At 70.1% G+C, this 14,792-nt stretch carries 16 protein-coding genes; 5 read left to right on the top strand and 11 right to left on the bottom strand.

The window, feature by feature from the left end:
• Nucleotides 1–190 precede the first annotated feature (190 nt).
• Nucleotides 191–994 (top strand): IclR family transcriptional regulator, encoded by an 804-nt coding sequence (locus AC1HIL_RS33185; RefSeq protein WP_479669079.1) that lies wholly within the window; start codon nucleotides 191–193, stop codon nucleotides 992–994.
• A gap of 25 nt (nucleotides 995–1,019) precedes the next feature.
• Here AC1HIL_RS33185 and AC1HIL_RS33180 read toward each other — a convergent pair whose 3' ends face one another.
• Nucleotides 1,020–1,901 (bottom strand): AraC family transcriptional regulator, encoded by an 882-nt coding sequence (locus AC1HIL_RS33180; RefSeq protein WP_479672802.1) that lies wholly within the window; start codon nucleotides 1,899–1,901, stop codon nucleotides 1,020–1,022.
• 147 nt (nucleotides 1,902–2,048) lie between these two features.
• Between AC1HIL_RS33180 and AC1HIL_RS33175 the strand changes: the two genes are divergently transcribed.
• Together AC1HIL_RS33175 and AC1HIL_RS33170 are read left to right on the top strand one after the other, a co-directional pair.
• A complete protein-coding gene (locus tag AC1HIL_RS33175; protein ID WP_479669081.1) occupies nucleotides 2,049–2,801 on the top strand; it encodes an SDR family NAD(P)-dependent oxidoreductase in 753 nt (250 codons plus the stop codon).
• Nucleotides 2,802–2,814: 13 nt separating this feature from the next.
• The gene (locus AC1HIL_RS33170; protein ID WP_479669082.1) at nucleotides 2,815–3,219 is read left to right on the top strand and encodes a VOC family protein; all 405 of its coding nucleotides are present in this window, start codon (nucleotides 2,815–2,817) and stop codon (nucleotides 3,217–3,219) included.
• 5 nt (nucleotides 3,220–3,224) lie between these two features.
• Here AC1HIL_RS33170 and AC1HIL_RS33165 read toward each other — a convergent pair whose 3' ends face one another.
• The 3 genes from AC1HIL_RS33165 to AC1HIL_RS33155 all read right to left on the bottom strand — a co-directional run bounded on the left by AC1HIL_RS33165 (nucleotide 3,225) and on the right by AC1HIL_RS33155 (nucleotide 5,038).
• Entirely contained in the window at nucleotides 3,225–4,157 is a 933-nt protein-coding gene (locus tag AC1HIL_RS33165) for an alpha/beta hydrolase (RefSeq protein WP_479669083.1), read from the bottom strand.
• A gap of 84 nt (nucleotides 4,158–4,241) precedes the next feature.
• On the bottom strand, nucleotides 4,242–4,625 hold the full coding sequence (locus tag AC1HIL_RS33160; protein WP_479669084.1) for a MerR family transcriptional regulator: 384 nt from the start codon (nucleotides 4,623–4,625) through the stop codon (nucleotides 4,242–4,244).
• Nucleotides 4,626–4,660: 35 nt separating this feature from the next.
• Nucleotides 4,661–5,038: a tautomerase family protein gene (locus AC1HIL_RS33155; protein WP_057592652.1), complete on the bottom strand. Its 378-nt coding sequence runs from the start codon at nucleotides 5,036–5,038 to the stop codon at nucleotides 4,661–4,663.
• A gap of 88 nt (nucleotides 5,039–5,126) precedes the next feature.
• On the opposite strand from AC1HIL_RS33155, the gene AC1HIL_RS33150 reads away from it, so the two are divergent.
• Entirely contained in the window at nucleotides 5,127–5,984 is an 858-nt protein-coding gene (locus AC1HIL_RS33150) for a LysR family transcriptional regulator (protein WP_422099220.1), read from the top strand.
• A 1-nt stretch (nucleotide 5,985) separates the two neighbouring features.
• Here the strand turns inward: AC1HIL_RS33150 and AC1HIL_RS33145 are convergent, their stop codons facing one another.
• The 7 genes from AC1HIL_RS33145 to AC1HIL_RS33115 all read right to left on the bottom strand — a co-directional run bounded on the left by AC1HIL_RS33145 (nucleotide 5,986) and on the right by AC1HIL_RS33115 (nucleotide 13,427).
• The gene (locus AC1HIL_RS33145) at nucleotides 5,986–7,869 is read right to left on the bottom strand and encodes a TRAP transporter large permease (protein ID WP_261210569.1); all 1,884 of its coding nucleotides are present in this window, start codon (nucleotides 7,867–7,869) and stop codon (nucleotides 5,986–5,988) included.
• On the bottom strand, nucleotides 7,866–8,879 hold the full coding sequence (locus tag AC1HIL_RS33140; RefSeq protein ID WP_261210570.1) for a TRAP transporter substrate-binding protein: 1,014 nt from the start codon (nucleotides 8,877–8,879) through the stop codon (nucleotides 7,866–7,868). Before AC1HIL_RS33140 ends, AC1HIL_RS33145 begins: the two co-directional genes overlap by 4 nt.
• Nucleotides 8,880–8,948: 69 nt before the next feature.
• On the bottom strand, nucleotides 8,949–10,538 hold the full coding sequence (locus AC1HIL_RS33135) for an acyl-CoA synthetase (RefSeq protein ID WP_479669085.1): 1,590 nt from the start codon (nucleotides 10,536–10,538) through the stop codon (nucleotides 8,949–8,951).
• The gene (locus tag AC1HIL_RS33130) at nucleotides 10,535–11,707 is read right to left on the bottom strand and encodes an acetyl-CoA acetyltransferase (RefSeq protein WP_057591867.1); all 1,173 of its coding nucleotides are present in this window, start codon (nucleotides 11,705–11,707) and stop codon (nucleotides 10,535–10,537) included. Before AC1HIL_RS33130 ends, AC1HIL_RS33135 begins: the two co-directional genes overlap by 4 nt.
• 14 nt (nucleotides 11,708–11,721) lie before the next feature.
• On the bottom strand, nucleotides 11,722–12,540 hold the full coding sequence (locus AC1HIL_RS33125) for an SDR family NAD(P)-dependent oxidoreductase (protein WP_057591868.1): 819 nt from the start codon (nucleotides 12,538–12,540) through the stop codon (nucleotides 11,722–11,724).
• Nucleotides 12,541–12,562: 22 nt separating this feature from the next.
• Nucleotides 12,563–12,964: a PPC domain-containing DNA-binding protein gene (locus AC1HIL_RS33120; protein WP_057591869.1), complete on the bottom strand. Its 402-nt coding sequence runs from the start codon at nucleotides 12,962–12,964 to the stop codon at nucleotides 12,563–12,565.
• Nucleotides 12,957–13,427 (bottom strand): PPC domain-containing DNA-binding protein, encoded by a 471-nt coding sequence (locus AC1HIL_RS33115; RefSeq protein WP_479669086.1) that lies wholly within the window; start codon nucleotides 13,425–13,427, stop codon nucleotides 12,957–12,959. Before AC1HIL_RS33115 ends, AC1HIL_RS33120 begins: the two co-directional genes overlap by 8 nt.
• A gap of 200 nt (nucleotides 13,428–13,627) precedes the next feature.
• On the opposite strand from AC1HIL_RS33115, the gene AC1HIL_RS33110 reads away from it, so the two are divergent.
• Entirely contained in the window at nucleotides 13,628–14,509 is an 882-nt protein-coding gene (locus AC1HIL_RS33110) for a LysR substrate-binding domain-containing protein (RefSeq protein ID WP_479669087.1), read from the top strand.
• Nucleotides 14,510–14,792 lie beyond the last annotated feature (283 nt).

Here is a 14,792-nt window from a genome sequence, read left to right as displayed (position 1 = left end):
CTCCTGCGTGTTGGATGGGTTCCGCGTGAATCCTTTAATTTCGTTCAGCGGAATTAGATTTATGGAATGTTCTTTCGAACGACGGCGAGTATCTTTCCGCTCGCGCTTCTCTCGTATAGGGAATTCCATGAACCGTTTCCAAGCGCTGAAAATATAATTCCGTCCAACGAAATTAAATTTACAAATCAACATGGGCCGCACCAAGCAGATCGACTTCGAGGAGGGCGCCGACAGTCCGCGCTTCGTGACCGCGCTGGCGCGCGGGCTGGACATCCTGGCCGCCTGGGGCCCCGACGAGAAATGGCTCACCAGCACCGAGATCGCACGCCGCACCGGCCTGCCCAAGCCCACCGTCGCGCGGCTTGCCTACACCCTCGTCGTGGCGGGCTACCTGCGCCACTCGCGCGAGACCGGCAAGTACGCGCATGGCGACGGCCTGGTCGCGCTCGGCATCACGATGGTGTCGAACCTCAAGCTGCGGCGCATCGCGCGGCCCTACATGCAGGACCTGGCCGACCGCTACGACGCCTCGGTGTCGCTCGGCATACGCAACGGGCTGTCGATGCTCTACGTGGAGAACTGCCGTTCGAGCGCGCCGCTGTCGCTGGGCCTGGACATCGGCTCACGGCTGCCCGTGGCGCGCTCGGCGATGGGTCATGCCTACCTCTGCGCGCTCGATGCGAAGGAGCGCGAGCGGCTGCTGGGCGAGATCCGCCTGGCCGACCGCGAGCGCTGGCCGCAGACGCAGCAGGCCATCGAGACCTCGCTCGCGCACTGGCGCGAACGCGGCTTCACGATGGTCGTGCGCGGCTGGGAGAGCGACATCAGCGGCGTGGGCGCGGCCATCCGGCAGGCCGACGGCAACGTCGTGACCTTCAACGTCGGCGGCTCGGCCAGCCGCTTCGGCCGCGAGCTGCTCGAGCAGGACATCGGCCCGCAGCTCGCGCGCATGGTCAAGGTGCTCGAGTCCTTCGTGCGCGCGGACGACCACTGACAAGGTGTGAGCCCGCGGTGCGCGCTCAGGCGTGCCCGGCCAGTATCCGTTCCGCGTCGCGCCCCGGCGGCAGCCCGAAGGCGCGCGCATATTCGCGGCTGAACTGCGTGGCGCTCTCGTAGCCGACCTCGAAGGCGGCCGAGCTCACGCTCTGGCCATGCGCCACCAGCAGCGTGCGCGCCTGCAAGAGGCGGATGCGCTTCTGGTACTGCACCGGGCTCAGCGAGGTCGCGGCCTTGAAATGCCGATGGAAAGCCGACGCGCTCATCGCGGCCTGCCGCGCCAGCGCCTCGACGCGCAGCGGCTGCGCGAAGTCGCGCCGGATCCGCTGGATCGCGCGGCTCACGCGCGAGAGGGCGCTGTCGGGCATGGCGATGCCGCGCAGCATCGCGCCCTGCGGCCCCTGCAGCACGCGATAGAGGATCTCGCGCTCGTAGACCGGCGCCAGCGCCGGGATGTCGGCGGGCCGCCGCATCAGCCGCAGCATGCGCACCCAGGCGTCCATCAGGTCCGGCGTGACGGCGGCCACCGAGAAGCCGGCCTCGGGCTTCTGCGCGAGCGCGATCGGCGGCAGGTCGGCGATCAGCGCCGCGATCACCGCCGGCTGCAGGCTCAGGGCCACCGCGAGATAGGGCTCGCCGCCCGGCGCGGGCCGTACCGTGCCGGCCGCGGGCAGCTCGATGGACATCACGAAATAGGTGGCCGGGCCGTAGTCCAGCGTGCGCTCGCCCACTGTCATCGACTTGCCGCCCTGCAGCACCAGGTTGACCATCGGGTCGTAGACCGCGTTGAGCTCGTGCTCGGGGATCTTCCCCTGCACCATGGCCACGCGCGGAATGCCGGTCTCCGTGAGGCGGTTGCGCGCATGGGCGGCCAGGTCGCGGAGTTCCACCAGTTGTTCTTCCATGGCCTGCATCAGATCGCACCGCCCCGTGCGCCGCAAGTGCCCGCGTGCCGGCGCGGCAGTTCTGGGCAGGCCCGGGGCAGGAATGGGCAGGCCGCGATGCGGGCCGCCACCTATCGTCGATGCATCACCGATTCAACGAAAGCACGCATGAACATCGTCATCATCACCGGCGCGAGCCGCGGCCTCGGCGCCAGCACGGCCCTGCAGGCCGCCAGGCGCGGCATGGGCGTGATCCTCACCTACAACAGCCACGCGGCCGGCGCCGAGGCGCTCTTGCGAACGATCGAAGCCGAGGGTGGCAAGGCCGCGGCGCTCGCGCTCGACGTGGGCAAGGTCGCGTCGTTCGCCGGCTTTCGCGACCGGGTTGCGGCAACGCTCGAAGCGACATGGCAGCGCAACAGCTTCGATGCGCTGGTCAACAACGCGGGCTACGGCCTCTTCAATCCCATCGCCTCGGTCAGCGAGGCCGAGTTCGACGGCCTGCTCGACGTGCATCTCAAGGGCCCGTTCTTCCTGACCCAGGCGCTGCTGCCGCTGATGGCCGACGGCGGCCACATCGTCAACCTCACCAGCGCGACCACGCGTGTCGCGACACCGGGCGTTGCGCCCTATGCGGCCTTCAAGGGCGGGCTGGAGGTGCTCACGCGCTACATGGCCAAGGAGTTCGGCGCGCGCGGCATCCGCGCCAATGCCGTGTCGCCGGGCGCCATCCGAACCGACATGACCAGCGAGGCGCTCGACCAGAGCCCCGAGTTCGAGACCCTGCTCGCCGCGCAGACCGCGCTCGGCCGCATCGGCGCGCCCGACGACGTCGGCCGCGTCATCGCGGGACTGCTGTCCGCCGACAATGCCTGGATCAACGCGCAGACCATCGAGGTGGCCGGCGGCTACAACATCTGATACGGCGCCGCCCATGCTCGACCACATCTTCCTGTCCGTCAGCGACCTGCAACGCTCCATCGACTTCTATGCCGCCGCGCTCGCGCCACTGGGCATCGCCCACCAGCACGACTACGCGGGCAAGGACGGCCCGCCCGGCCATCCCGACCTGAAGGGCTTCGGCGCCCGGGGGCGCGTGTTCTTCTGGCTGCGGCAGGGCCCGGTGAACGGCGAGGCGGTGCACGTGGGCTTCGTCGCCGCGAGCCATGCCGAAGTCGACGCGGCCCATTCCGCGGCCATGGCCGCCGGCGCCCGCGACAACGGCGCACCCGGGGCGCGCCTGCACTACGACCCGCGCTACTACGCGGCCAACGTGCTCGACCCCGACGGCCACAGCCTCGAGTTCGTCCACAAGAGCTGGCAGCATCCGCCGCGCTAAGGCCGCTATGCCGCGAACAGCGTGGGCCGCAGTGCCCGCGCGGCATCGGCCAGCGCCTCGCGCGTGGCGTCGAAGGGCCAGCGCATGAACTCGTGGATCATGCCGTCGTAGCGCTTCACGCTGACCGGCACGCCGGCCTCGCGCAGCCGCTCGCCATAGGCTTCGCCCTCGTCGCGCAGCGCATCGAACTCGGCCGTGACGATATGGGCCGGCGGCAGTCCGCGCAGGTCCCCGGCCACCAGGGGCGAGACCAGCGCATGGGTCTTCAGTGCCGCGTCGCCGAGGTAGTGATCCATGAACCAGTGCTGCATCTCGCGGCCGATGTTGCCGTACTGCCCCGCATACGCCTGGATCGAGGTGTTGATGCGGCGGAAATCGACATCGGGATAGATCAGCAGCTGGTGCGCGATCCGCGGTCCCGCGGCATCGCGCGCCTTCAGCGCGACCACCGCCGCGAGGTTGCCGCCGGCGCTGTCGCCCGCGACCGCGAGCCGATGCCCGTCGGCCCCGAGCTGCGCCGCATGCTCGGCCACCCAGGCGGCGGCCGCGAAGGCCGCGTCGACGCCGGCCGGGAACTTGTGCTCGGGCGCCAGCGGATAGGCCACCGAGACCACGACCGTCTGCGTCGCCACGGCGAGCGCGCGCGCGAGGCCGTCGTGCGTGTCGAGGTCGCCGAGCACGAAGCCGCCGCCGTGGAAGAACACGATGACCGGCAGCACCTGCTGCGGCGACGGGTGGTAGATGCGCACGTCGAGCGGCCCCACCGCGCTGTCGATGCGCCGGTCGGCGACCGAGGCCACCGGCGCGCCGGGCGGCAGCGCCGCGAGCATGCGGCGCATGCCCTGCCGGATCGCGTCGGGCGCGAGCGTGTGCATGTCGGAGAAGCGGGTGGCTGCGAGGCGATCCAGATGCGCCTGGGCCTGGGGATGAAGCGGCATGTCCTGTCTTCCGGTGGTGAAGGGGACAGCCAATCTACGACTTGAACTTCGGTTCAAGTCAAGCGCTTCTTCGAAGTTTTCTTGCTAACGCACCAGATCGCGGAAGTTGGCCTTGAACTTCGGGCATTCGACCAGCGAGGCATGCGTGCACACGGCCGCGTGCTTCAGGCTGTCGCGCATGGTCTGCAGCCGCTCGATCTCGTGGTCGAGCTCGGTGGCGCGCTTGGCCATGCTGCGACGCAGCTCGACGTCCTTGGGCGTGGACGCGAGGAAACGCCCGATCTGCGCGAGCGAGAAGCCGGCCGACTTCGCGCAGTGGATCAGCGCCAGCCGCGCGACCACCTCGGGCCGGTAGGCGCGCCGCAGGCCGGTGCGGCCCGCGGATTCGATCAGTCCGCGCCGTTCATAGAAGCGCAGCGCCGAAGGCGCCAGGCCTGCGCGCTGCGCGACCTCTGCAATATCGAGCATGGGATGTCTCCATCGTGGATCTCGTCGGCCGGGCCTCAGGCGAACTGCGCGAGGCCATGGCCCACCGACCAATTCTCCTTCGGCGAGTCGACGATGTTCACGAACAGGTCTTCGCCGCGCAGGCCGGGGCTTTCGGCCAGCAGCTCCGCGAGCCGCCGGAACAGCGCCTGCTTCTGCGCGGCGCTGCGGCTGTCGAACACCGTGATCCGGATGTAGACCACGTCGTCGCTGCGCGTCACGCCGTAGGCATTGCCGTGGCGGAAGTTCGCGGGCTCGTGCTCGCTGAGCGTCATGAAGCGGTTGTCCTCGGACACGCCGAGCGCGTCGCTGAGCGCGCGGCCGAGGCCGTCGAGGATCGCCGTTCGATAGGCCTCGGGCTTGCCGGCACGCAGGAAGACATGGCTGATGGGCATCGTGATTCCTTCAAGGGGGTGGTGATGTCGGACGATGCTAGTCATACGAAATTGCTATGGATATTTATATCAACGACAATTTCTTGAAATGATTGCACGCCCTCTCGATCTCGATGCCGTCCTGGCCTTCATCCGCATCGTCGAGCTCGGCAGCTTCACGCTCGCGGCCGAGGCGCTGCAGACCACGCAGGCCGGCATCAGCCTCAAGCTCAAGCGGCTCGAGGAGCGGCTCGGCTGCCGGCTGGTGGAGCGCACACCGCGGCACGTGGAGCTGTCGGCCAAGGGCGCGGCCTTTCTTGAGCACGCGCGCGAGCTGCTGGCGGTGCACGACCGCGCGCTCGGCGCCTTCGCGCAGGCGCGCCAGCGGCTCACCATCGGCATCAGCGACCACGTGGCGGGCCCCGAGCTGCCCGCGCTGATCGCGCGCATGAACGCGCAGGACCCGCAGCTGCTGATCGAGATCCGCATCGGCTCCTCGGGCGAGCTCCTGCAGAGCTTCGACCGGCGCGAACTCGACACCGTGATCGTGCGCCTGCATGCGGGCCGCAACGACGGCGAACTGCTGGCCGAAGAACGGTTCGGCTGGTTCGCGGCGCCGACCTGGCAGCACCGCGCGGGCGAGCCGTTGCCGCTGGCCACCATGGCCGAGCCCTGCGGCGTGCGCGCGCTGGCCGCGCGACTGCTCGACGAGGCGCGCATGCCCTGGACCGAGGTCTTCGTCGGCGGTGGCGTCGCCGCCGTCACGGCCGCGGTCATGGCCGGCCTCGGCGTGGCCGCGCTGGCGCCGCGCATGCTGCCCTTCGGCGCGGTCGACGTGGGCGCGCGGCTCGGGCTGCCCGAGTTGCCGCGCCTGCCGGTGCTGCTGCACACGCGCGTGGGGGAAGGGCGGCCGCGCGCGGCGCTCGAGGCGCTGTCGGTGGCCTTTCGCAGCGTGGTGCGAAGCTAGTTCAGAGGAAGCCGATCGACAGCCACGGAACTGCCGCCACCACGATCGTCCCGGCGAGCAGCGCCAGCATGTACCCCACGATCGGCCCGATCCCCGCATCGGGCTGCACGCGCCCGATCGCGCAGGCCGCGTAGTAGCCCACGCCCAGCGGCGGCGCGAACAGGCCCAGGCCCATCGACAGCACCACCACCATCGCGTAGTGCACCTCGTGGATGCCGAGCTGGCGCGCGATGGGAAACAGCAGCGGGCCGAACAGCACGATCGCCGGGATGCCCTCGAGCACCGAGCCCAGGATCACGAAGATCACCAGCGACACGGCCAGGAACATCCCGGCGCCGCCCGGCAGGTTTGCCATCAGCTCGGCGAGCCAGCGCGAGAAACCCGACTGCGTGAGGCCCCAGGCCATCGCGGTGGCGGTGCCGATGATCAGCAGGATCGCGCCCGACAGCGAGGCGGTGGCCACCAGCATCGGCCCGAGCCGGCGCCAGTCGAACTGCCGGTAGATCGCGATCCCGGCCACCACCGCGTAGACGATGCCGAGGGTCGAGACCTCGGTGGCGGTGGCCACGCCTTCCACCACGGCGGCGCGGATCACGAAGGGCAGGGCGAGCGCGGGCAGCGCGACCAGCGCGAGCCGCAGCACCTGCGACCAGGGCGAGCGCTCGACCCGGCTCAGGTCCTCGTGGCGGCTGCGGAAATGCACCACCACGCACAGCATCAGGCCGAGGATCACGGCTGGCAGCAGCCCGCCGGTGAACAGCGCCGCGATCGACACGCCGGTGACCGAGCCGATGGTGATCAGCACCAGGCTCGGCGGCACGGTCTCGGTCTGCGCGCCCGTGGCCGCCAGCAGCGCGACCAGTTCGCCGTCGCTGGCGCCGCGCTTCTGCATCTCGGGAAACAGCGCCGGCGCGACCGCCGCCATGTCGGCCGCCTTCGATCCCGAGATGCCAGACACCAGGTACATCGCACCCACCAGCACGTAAGAGAGCCCGCCCTTCACGTGGCCGAGCAGGCTCGCGAGGAAGGCCACCATCGCCTTGGCCATGCCGGTCATCTCGATCAAGAGGCCGAGGAAGACGAACAGCGGCACCGCGAGCAGGATCAGGTGCGACATGCCCTCGTCCATGCGCCCGACGATCACGGGCAGCGCGGTGTCGGTGGTCAGCGCGAGGTAGCCGAAGGTGCCGAGGCCGAAGGCGAAGGCGATCGGGATGCCGCCGAGCACGCAGGCCAGCACCACGCCAACGAAGAAGACCAGCAGGTTGAGCCGGCCCAGGTCCTCGAACACGGCACGCCCGAAGCCGAAGGCCGCGACCACGATCGCCACCACGCAGACGGCCTTGGTGGTGGTCTTCCAGTCGAAGTCGCGGAACAGCCGCAGCACCGCGAACAGCGCCATCAGCGCCACGCCCGCGGGCAGGGCGGCGGCGCGCCAGGCGTTCGAGATGTCGAGCGCGGGCGTGGTGATGAAGCGTTCCTCCGCGGCGTATTCCCAGGCCGGCCACGCGATCATCGCGAGGAAGGCGAGGGCCGCGCACAGCGCGAGCGCCTCGGCCAGCTGCCGGCGTTCGGGCGCGAGGCCCGACACCAGCGCCGTCATGCGCATGTGCTCGCCGCGCCGCAGCGCGACCACCGCGCCCAGCATCGCCAGCCAGATGAAGAGCATCGAGGCCAGCTCGTCCGACCAGATCAGCGGCTGGTGCAGCACGAAGCGCGCGACCACGCCCGCGAGCAGCACCGCCACGTCGGCCAGCACCAGCGCGCCGGCCGCGACGCTCACCGCGGCGCCGAGCGCCTGCTCGATGCGCGCCGCGAGCGGGTTCGACCCCGCCGCATCGAAAGCCAGCGCGGCCCCGTGGCCATGCCCCAGCGCGGCGCTCATGCCAGCTTGCCCACGCTGCGCTCGAGCAGCGCCCAGGCCTCGTCGCCGTACTTGGCCTTCCACTCGGCATAGAAGCCGGCCTTGCGCAGCTGGTCGCGGAAGGCGGCCGGGTCGGGCTGGTTGATCTGCATGCCCTTGGCGGCCAGTTCCTTCTGCAGCCCGGTATTGAGCTCGGCCACGTCGGCGCGCTCCTTCATCGCGGCGGCGTTGACGTGCCGCGCCACGATGGCCTGCAGCTCGGGCGGCAGGCGATCCCAGGCGCGCTTGTTGGCGAGGAACCAGAAGCCGTCCCACATGTGGTTGCTCATCGAACAGTACTTCTGCACCTCGTAGAGCTTGGCGGTCGAGATGATCGCGAGCGGGTTCTCCTGGCCGTCGACGATCTTCGTCTGCAGCGCCGAATACACCTCGGCGAAGTTGATCGAGGTCGGCGCGGCCTCGAGCGCCTTGAACATCGAGGTCCACAGCGGCGAGACCGGCACGCGCACCTTGAAGCCCTTCAGGTCGGCCGGCGCCGCGATGGGCTTGCTCGAGGACGTGATCTGGCGGAAGCCGTTGTCCCAGATGCGGTCCATCGCGAGGATGTTGGCCTTGGCGATCTGCTGGCGGATGTGGGCGCCGAGCTCGCCGTCCATCGCCTTCCAGACGCTGGCGTAGTCGGGGAACGCGAAGCCCACGCCGCTGATGGAGGCCGCGGGCACCAGGGTGGCGAGGATCAGGCCCGACAGCGTGAAGAACTCGACCCCGCCCGAGCGCAGCTGGCTCAGCATGTCGGTGTCCGAGCCGAGCTGGTTGTTCGGAAAGATCTGGATGTCGACCTGGCCCTGGGTCTCGGCACGGATCGCGTCGGCCATCTCCTTGGCCCGGATGTTCATCGGGTGCGTGACCGGCAGGTTGTTCGCGTACTTGTAGCTGTAGGGCTTCTTCTGCGCGAAGGCGTGGCGCAGCGGCAGGGCCAGCGTGGATGCGGCGGCGGCGGTGCGCAGCACGGTGCGGCGTTGGATGTTCATGGCGCTTGTCTCCTGTGATGTGGGTTTTCTGGGGATCTGTCGAACGCTGTGGGGGAAGGGGACGGGACTTCAGGCGATGGCGGCCTCCGCGATCTCGCCGCGCTCGGCCAGCAGCCGGCGGATGTCGTTCTTCGCGACCTTGCCGTAGCCCGACTTGGGCAGCGCGGGCCAGAACAGCACGTGGCGTGGCCAGCGGTACTTGGCGCAGCGGCCGTCGAGATGGCGCAGGATCGCCTCGGCGTCGATGTCGTCGCGCTCGCACACCAGCACGGCCACGCCGACCTCGCCCCACTTGGCGTCGGGCCAGCCGAGCACCGCGGCCTCGCGCACCGCCGGATGGGTCAGCAGGATCTCCTCGACCTCGCGCGGATAGACGTTCGAACCGCCCGAGATGTACATGTCGGACTCGCGGCCCGTGATGTAGAGCAGCCCGCGCTCGTCCATGCGCCCGAGGTCGCCGGTGTGGAACCAGCCGCCGCGCAGCGCCTTGGCCGTGGCCTCGGGGTTGTCGAAGTAGCCCGCGAACACGGCGGGGCCGCGGCAGCAGATCTCGCCGACGGCACCGGCCGGCAGGCGCTGCATCTGCGCATCGAGGATCGCGACCTCCATGCCGGTGCGCGGCCGGCCGCAGGAGCCGAGGTTCGCATCGGGATCGGCATCGTCGGCCGAATGCATCGAGGGCGGCAGCACCGTGATGCAGCCCGTGACCTCGCCGAGGCCGAAGTACTGCACCAGCACCGGCCCGAGCTTGTGCAGCGCGCGCTTCTGGTCGGCGCGGTACATGGGCGCGCCGGCATAGACCAGGTAGCGCAGCGAGCCGTGGTCGAAGGCATCGACCGACGGGTCTTCCACCAGCATCTTGACGATGGTGGGCACGGTGAAGAGGTTGCTGACCCGGTGCCGCTCGACCAGCGCCCAGATGGCGGGCGGATCGAGCCGGTCCGAGGCCGGCAGTACGGTCGCGGCGCCGCGCGCGACATTGAGCAGCGCATGGATGCCCGCGCCGTGCGACAGCGGCGCGACGGCGATCGAGCAGTCGCGCTCGGTGGTGCCGGGGATCAGGTCGGCGAGGTGGTTCGTGACGACGAAGGCCAGTTGCCCATGGGTCAGCACCGCGGCCTTGGGCTTGCCGGTGGTGCCCGAGGTGTAGAAGTACCACAGCGGCGTGTCGGCATCGACCGCTGCCGTGGCATTGGCCGCGCCAGCGTGCGCCGCGAGCAATGCCTCGTAGCCCTGCGTTCCCTGCGAAGGCTTGCCGATCGTCACCACATGGCGCAGGTGCGCCGAGGCCGCGCGCACCGCCTCCACGTGCGCGCCGAAGCAGTCCTCGGCGAGCATCACCGCGGCCCGGCTCGCGCTGCCGAGGTAGGCCACCTCGGGGGGCGTGAGCCGCGCATTCACCGGCACCCAGACCGCGCCCAGGCGGAACGCGGCCCAGCAGCTCTCGAACAGCGCGATGTTGTTGCGCGACTGCACGAGCAGCTTGTCGCCAGGCTGCATGCCGAGCGCGCGCAGCGCATCGACCAGCGCGTCGACGCGTGCGTCGATCTCGCGCCAGGTCCAGGTCCGGTCCTCGAGGATCAGTCCCGGCCGGTCGGGAAAGAGTGCCGCGGTCTGCGACAGCAGCATCGAGAGATTCGCCGCCTGTGCCGCGCTCACACCGCCTCCAGCACGCTGAGGTAGTTGGCGACCGCCGCGCCGCCCATGTTGAAGACGGCGCCGGGCCGGCCCGTGGCCACCTGCATGTCGCCCGCCAGGCCCGTGAGCTGCATCGCGGCCATCACGTGCTGCGACACGCCGGTCGCGCCGATCGGATGGCCGCGCGACTTGAGGCCGCCCGAGGGATTGACCGGAAGCCGGCCGTCCTTGCGCGTCACGCCGTCGAGGATCGCGCGCGCACCCTGGCCGTGCGGCGCCAGGCCCATGGCCTCGTACTCGAGCAGTTCGGCGACGGTGAAGCAGTCGTGCGTCTCGACGAAGCCGAGGTCGTCCAGCGCGAGTCCGGCCGCCTCGAGCCCGCGGCTCCATGCAAGCGCCGCGCCCTCGAAGCGCGTGGGATCGCGGCGCGACAGCGGCAGGTATTCGTTGACCTGCGTGCGCGAGCGCCAGCGCACGGCCGGCACGCGGGCCGATGCCGTCGGCGCGGCCGAGATCACCAGCGCCGCGGCGCCGTCGGAGACCAGCGAGCAATCGGAGCGCTTCAACGGACCCGCGACCACCGGATTGCGCTCCGACACCTGGCGACAGAAATCGAAGCCCAGGTCGCGCCGCATGTGGGCGAAGGGGTTGTGCATGCCGTTGGCGTGGTTCTTGGCCGCGATGGCCGCGAGCGCATCGCCCTGGTCGCCGAAGCGCTCGAAGTAGCTGCCCGCGATGCGGCCGAACACCCCCGCGAAGCCCGCGGGCGTGTCGCCTTCCTCCTTCACGTAGGAGCAGCGCAGCAGCGTCTGCGCGACCACCGGGGCGGGCACGGCGTTCATGATCTCGAAGCCCACCACCAGCGCGTGGCGCACGCGGCCGCTCTGTACCGCGTCGAGCGCGGCCCAGATCGCGGCCGAGCCGGTGGCGCAGGCGTTCTCCATGCGCACGGCCGGTACATGGCGCAACGCCGGCACCGCGAGCGCGACCAGCGAGGCGCTGAAGTCCTGCGGCATGAAGCCGCCGTTGAAGTGGCCGACGAAGACACCGTCGATGTCGGCGGCCTCGAGCCCGGCCGTGTGCAGCGCGGGATTCACCGCATCGCGGATCAGCTGTTCGCTGTCGACCGCGTCGAGCTTGCCGAAGACCGTGTGGCCCCAGCCGGCGATGAAGGCGTTGTCGTGGTTCATGGCGTGCGGCTCCTTCAGGCGTGCGCGGCTTCGGCGGCGCGCTCGGACGGCAGCCCGCGGCGCAGGGTCGGCAGGCCGACGCCCGCGGCGTCGAAGCCGCCATCGACCGCGATCACCTGGCCGTTGATGAAGCTGGCGGCGTCGCTGCACAGGAAGCCCACCGTGTTCGCCATCTCCTCCACGCTGCCGTAGCGACCGAGCGGGATCGCGTCGTAGTAGTCGGAGCGGATCGCCACGCTGTGGACCAGCTTGGCCATCTCGGTCTCGACCGGGCCCGGCGCGATCACGTTCACGCGCACGCCGGCATTGCCGAGCTCGACCGCGTACTGCTTGGTCAGGTGGATCAGCGCCGCCTTGCTGGTGCCGTAGGCCACGCGCAGCGTGCTCGCGCGCAGGCCGGAGATCGAGGCCACGTTCACCACCGCGCCGCCACCGGCCTGCACCATCAGTGCGCCGAAGGCCTGGGTGCAGAGGAACGCGCCATCGAGGTTGGTGCCGAGCACCGTGCGCCAGTCGGCGAAGCTGGTCTCGGCCACGCGCTTGAACACCGCCACGCCCGCGTTGTTGACCAGCGCATCGACGCGGCCGAAGCGCGCGACCACGGCATGCGCGGCCGCATCGACCTGCGCGGGATCGGACACGTCGCAGTTCACGGTCAGCACGCGATCGGGCTGGGCGAGCGTGCGGCCCGTCGCTTCCAGCGTGGCGCGGTCGTTGTCGAGCAGCGCGACCTGGTGGCCGTGCGCGAGGAACCATTGGCCGATCGCGAGGCCGATGCCGCGCGCGCCGCCGGTGACGACGGCGACGCGCCGGGAGGAGGAGGTGTCTGTCATGGGAGTCCTGCAGTTGTCGAAATCAGTTGTCGTCGTCGGCGGGCAGCCACTCTTCGAGCGTGACCTCGAAGGTGACGCACACGGTGTTGGCGCCGGCCACGAAGGGCCCGCCGTAGACCCGGCCCTCGGTGTCGGCGACCACGCCGGTGAGGGCCGAGCGCAGGCTGCCGTCGGGCTGCCGGCGCACTTCGCCGGCCAGGCTCACGACCTCGATGGCCGGGCCGCGGATCACCTGGCAGGCGCCGTCGGGGCGCTCGAGGCAGGCGTCGATCAGGCTGCCGAGCGCGCCGCGCACGAAGGCATGGCGAAAGCCCTGGGCCACGCAGAGCTTCTCGACGCCCTGCATCAGGTCTTCGTTGGGTCCGATGCGTGCGTAGGCCACGCGGCCCATGCGGCCGCGTTCGATCCGGTGGACTTCAGACATGACCGGCCCTCGCCTCGGGGCGCATCAGCGGCATGCGCGTTTCCTCGTCGTAGGCCACGCGCAGCTCGAAGCTGTCGAGCGCGGTCACGAGCACCGTGACCGGCACGCGGCCGACCACGCTGCGGTCGCAGAGGATGTGGCCGCCGCGCACCGCGCCGTCCGCCTCGCAGAAGGCGCCATGGCAATGGACCAGCGGCGCGTTCGACGCCGAGCGGCCCAGCGTGGCATTGCCGAAGATCAGCCGCGCGCCGCGCAGCGGCACCGGCGCGCCGTAGGTGGCGAGCACGCGGCCCGAGGGGTCGGGCAGGGCCATGCAGAAGCTCAGGCTCTCGAGGTCGCCGCCGAGCAGCGTCATCGAGGCGCTGTGCACCGCCTCGCGCGCCAGGGCCTCGACCAGGCCCTCGTGCAGGGTGCGGCCCACGGGCAGCGAAAGCCGGAAGTGCCGACCATGGTCGGCACGCATGTGGTTGATCCTCACGGGGCCGCTGGGCCCAGGGTGGACCACGGTCCTTGCTCGTGGCAGGGCCGTCGTCGACTGCTTGTTCACTTTGTCTCCTGACTGCGCGGCAGGGGGTAGGGCCGGCGCATGGCCGCGGAGTCTAGGAGCGCTGATCCATAGCAACAAATCTACAATTCAGATCGATTAATACAGGATTCAGATCGATGAAACTCCGCCACCTGCGCTGCCTGGTCGCCGTCGCCGAGGAACTGCACTTCGGCCGCGCCGCCGAGCGCCTCAATCTCTCGCAACCGCCGGTGAGCCTCGCGATCAAGGAGCTGGAGGAGGAACTGGGCGTCGCGCTGTTCGAGCGCAGCTCGCGCCGCATCGCGATCACGCGCGCGGGCGAGGAGGCCCTGCGCGACGCGCGCGCCGTGCTCGGCGGCATGGAGAGCCTGCGCCGCCATGCGAAGGACGCGGCGGCCGGCCTCAAGGGCTCGATCGCGGTCGGCTTCATCAGCCTGCCGGCCTACACCTTCCTGCCGCAGGTGCTGCGCGACTTCAACGAGAACCATCCCAACGCGAGCATCGCGCTGCGCGAGGGCATCACCGAGCAGATCCTGGCCGACGTGCAGTCGGGCCGGCTCGACATCGGCCTGATCCTGCAGCCGGCCGAGATGCCGCCGACGCTGGACTCGCGACTGGTGCAGAAGGACACGCTGATCCTCGCGCTGCCCGAGACGCATGCGCTCGCGCGGCCCGGCAGCGTGGCGCTCGAGCGCTTCGCGAGCGAACGCTTCCTGGGCTTCGAGCGCCACATCGGGCCGCAGATGTTCGACGCCATCGTCGCCACCTGCATGCGGCGCGGCTTCAGCCCGCGCATGTTTCCGGCGCGCCAGATGAACACCATCGTGAGCCTGGTCTCGGGCGGCGTGGGCGTCGCGCTGGTGCCGGCCTGCGTGAAGGCGCTGCATCGCGAGGGCGTGGTGTTCCGTCCGCTCAAGGGCGAGAAGACGCATGTCGACACGCTGGTGGTCTGGCGCAAGTCGGACGAGTCGCCGCTGCTCAAGGCCTTTCTCGCGCTGCTGCCGAGGCTGCGCGACTGACGCGCCGACTTTCTCGAAAGAATAAGGACGAGCGGCTGTTTCGCTCGGACGCTCGAGCCCTTATTCTTTTTCGCCAGCAGGCATTGCTCACGCAGTGAGCCCGCTTCGGGTGCGGAACAGGGAGGGAACGCACCCGCGCGTCCATGCGCCATCCATCACAAATACACGGTCCCGTCGAGGACCCGTGTGGACGCGAGTTGCCGATGCCCTTCGCGACGGTGCCGACCTGGCCTGCCGAACATCGGGCCAGGTCGGTGGACTTCATGGAATGCAGCACAGGACA

This window comes from Variovorax sp. ISS6 (genome assembly GCF_056523145.1).
The sequence above is the reverse complement of the archived record's forward strand: the minus strand, read 5'-3'. Positions and strand labels throughout refer to the sequence as shown.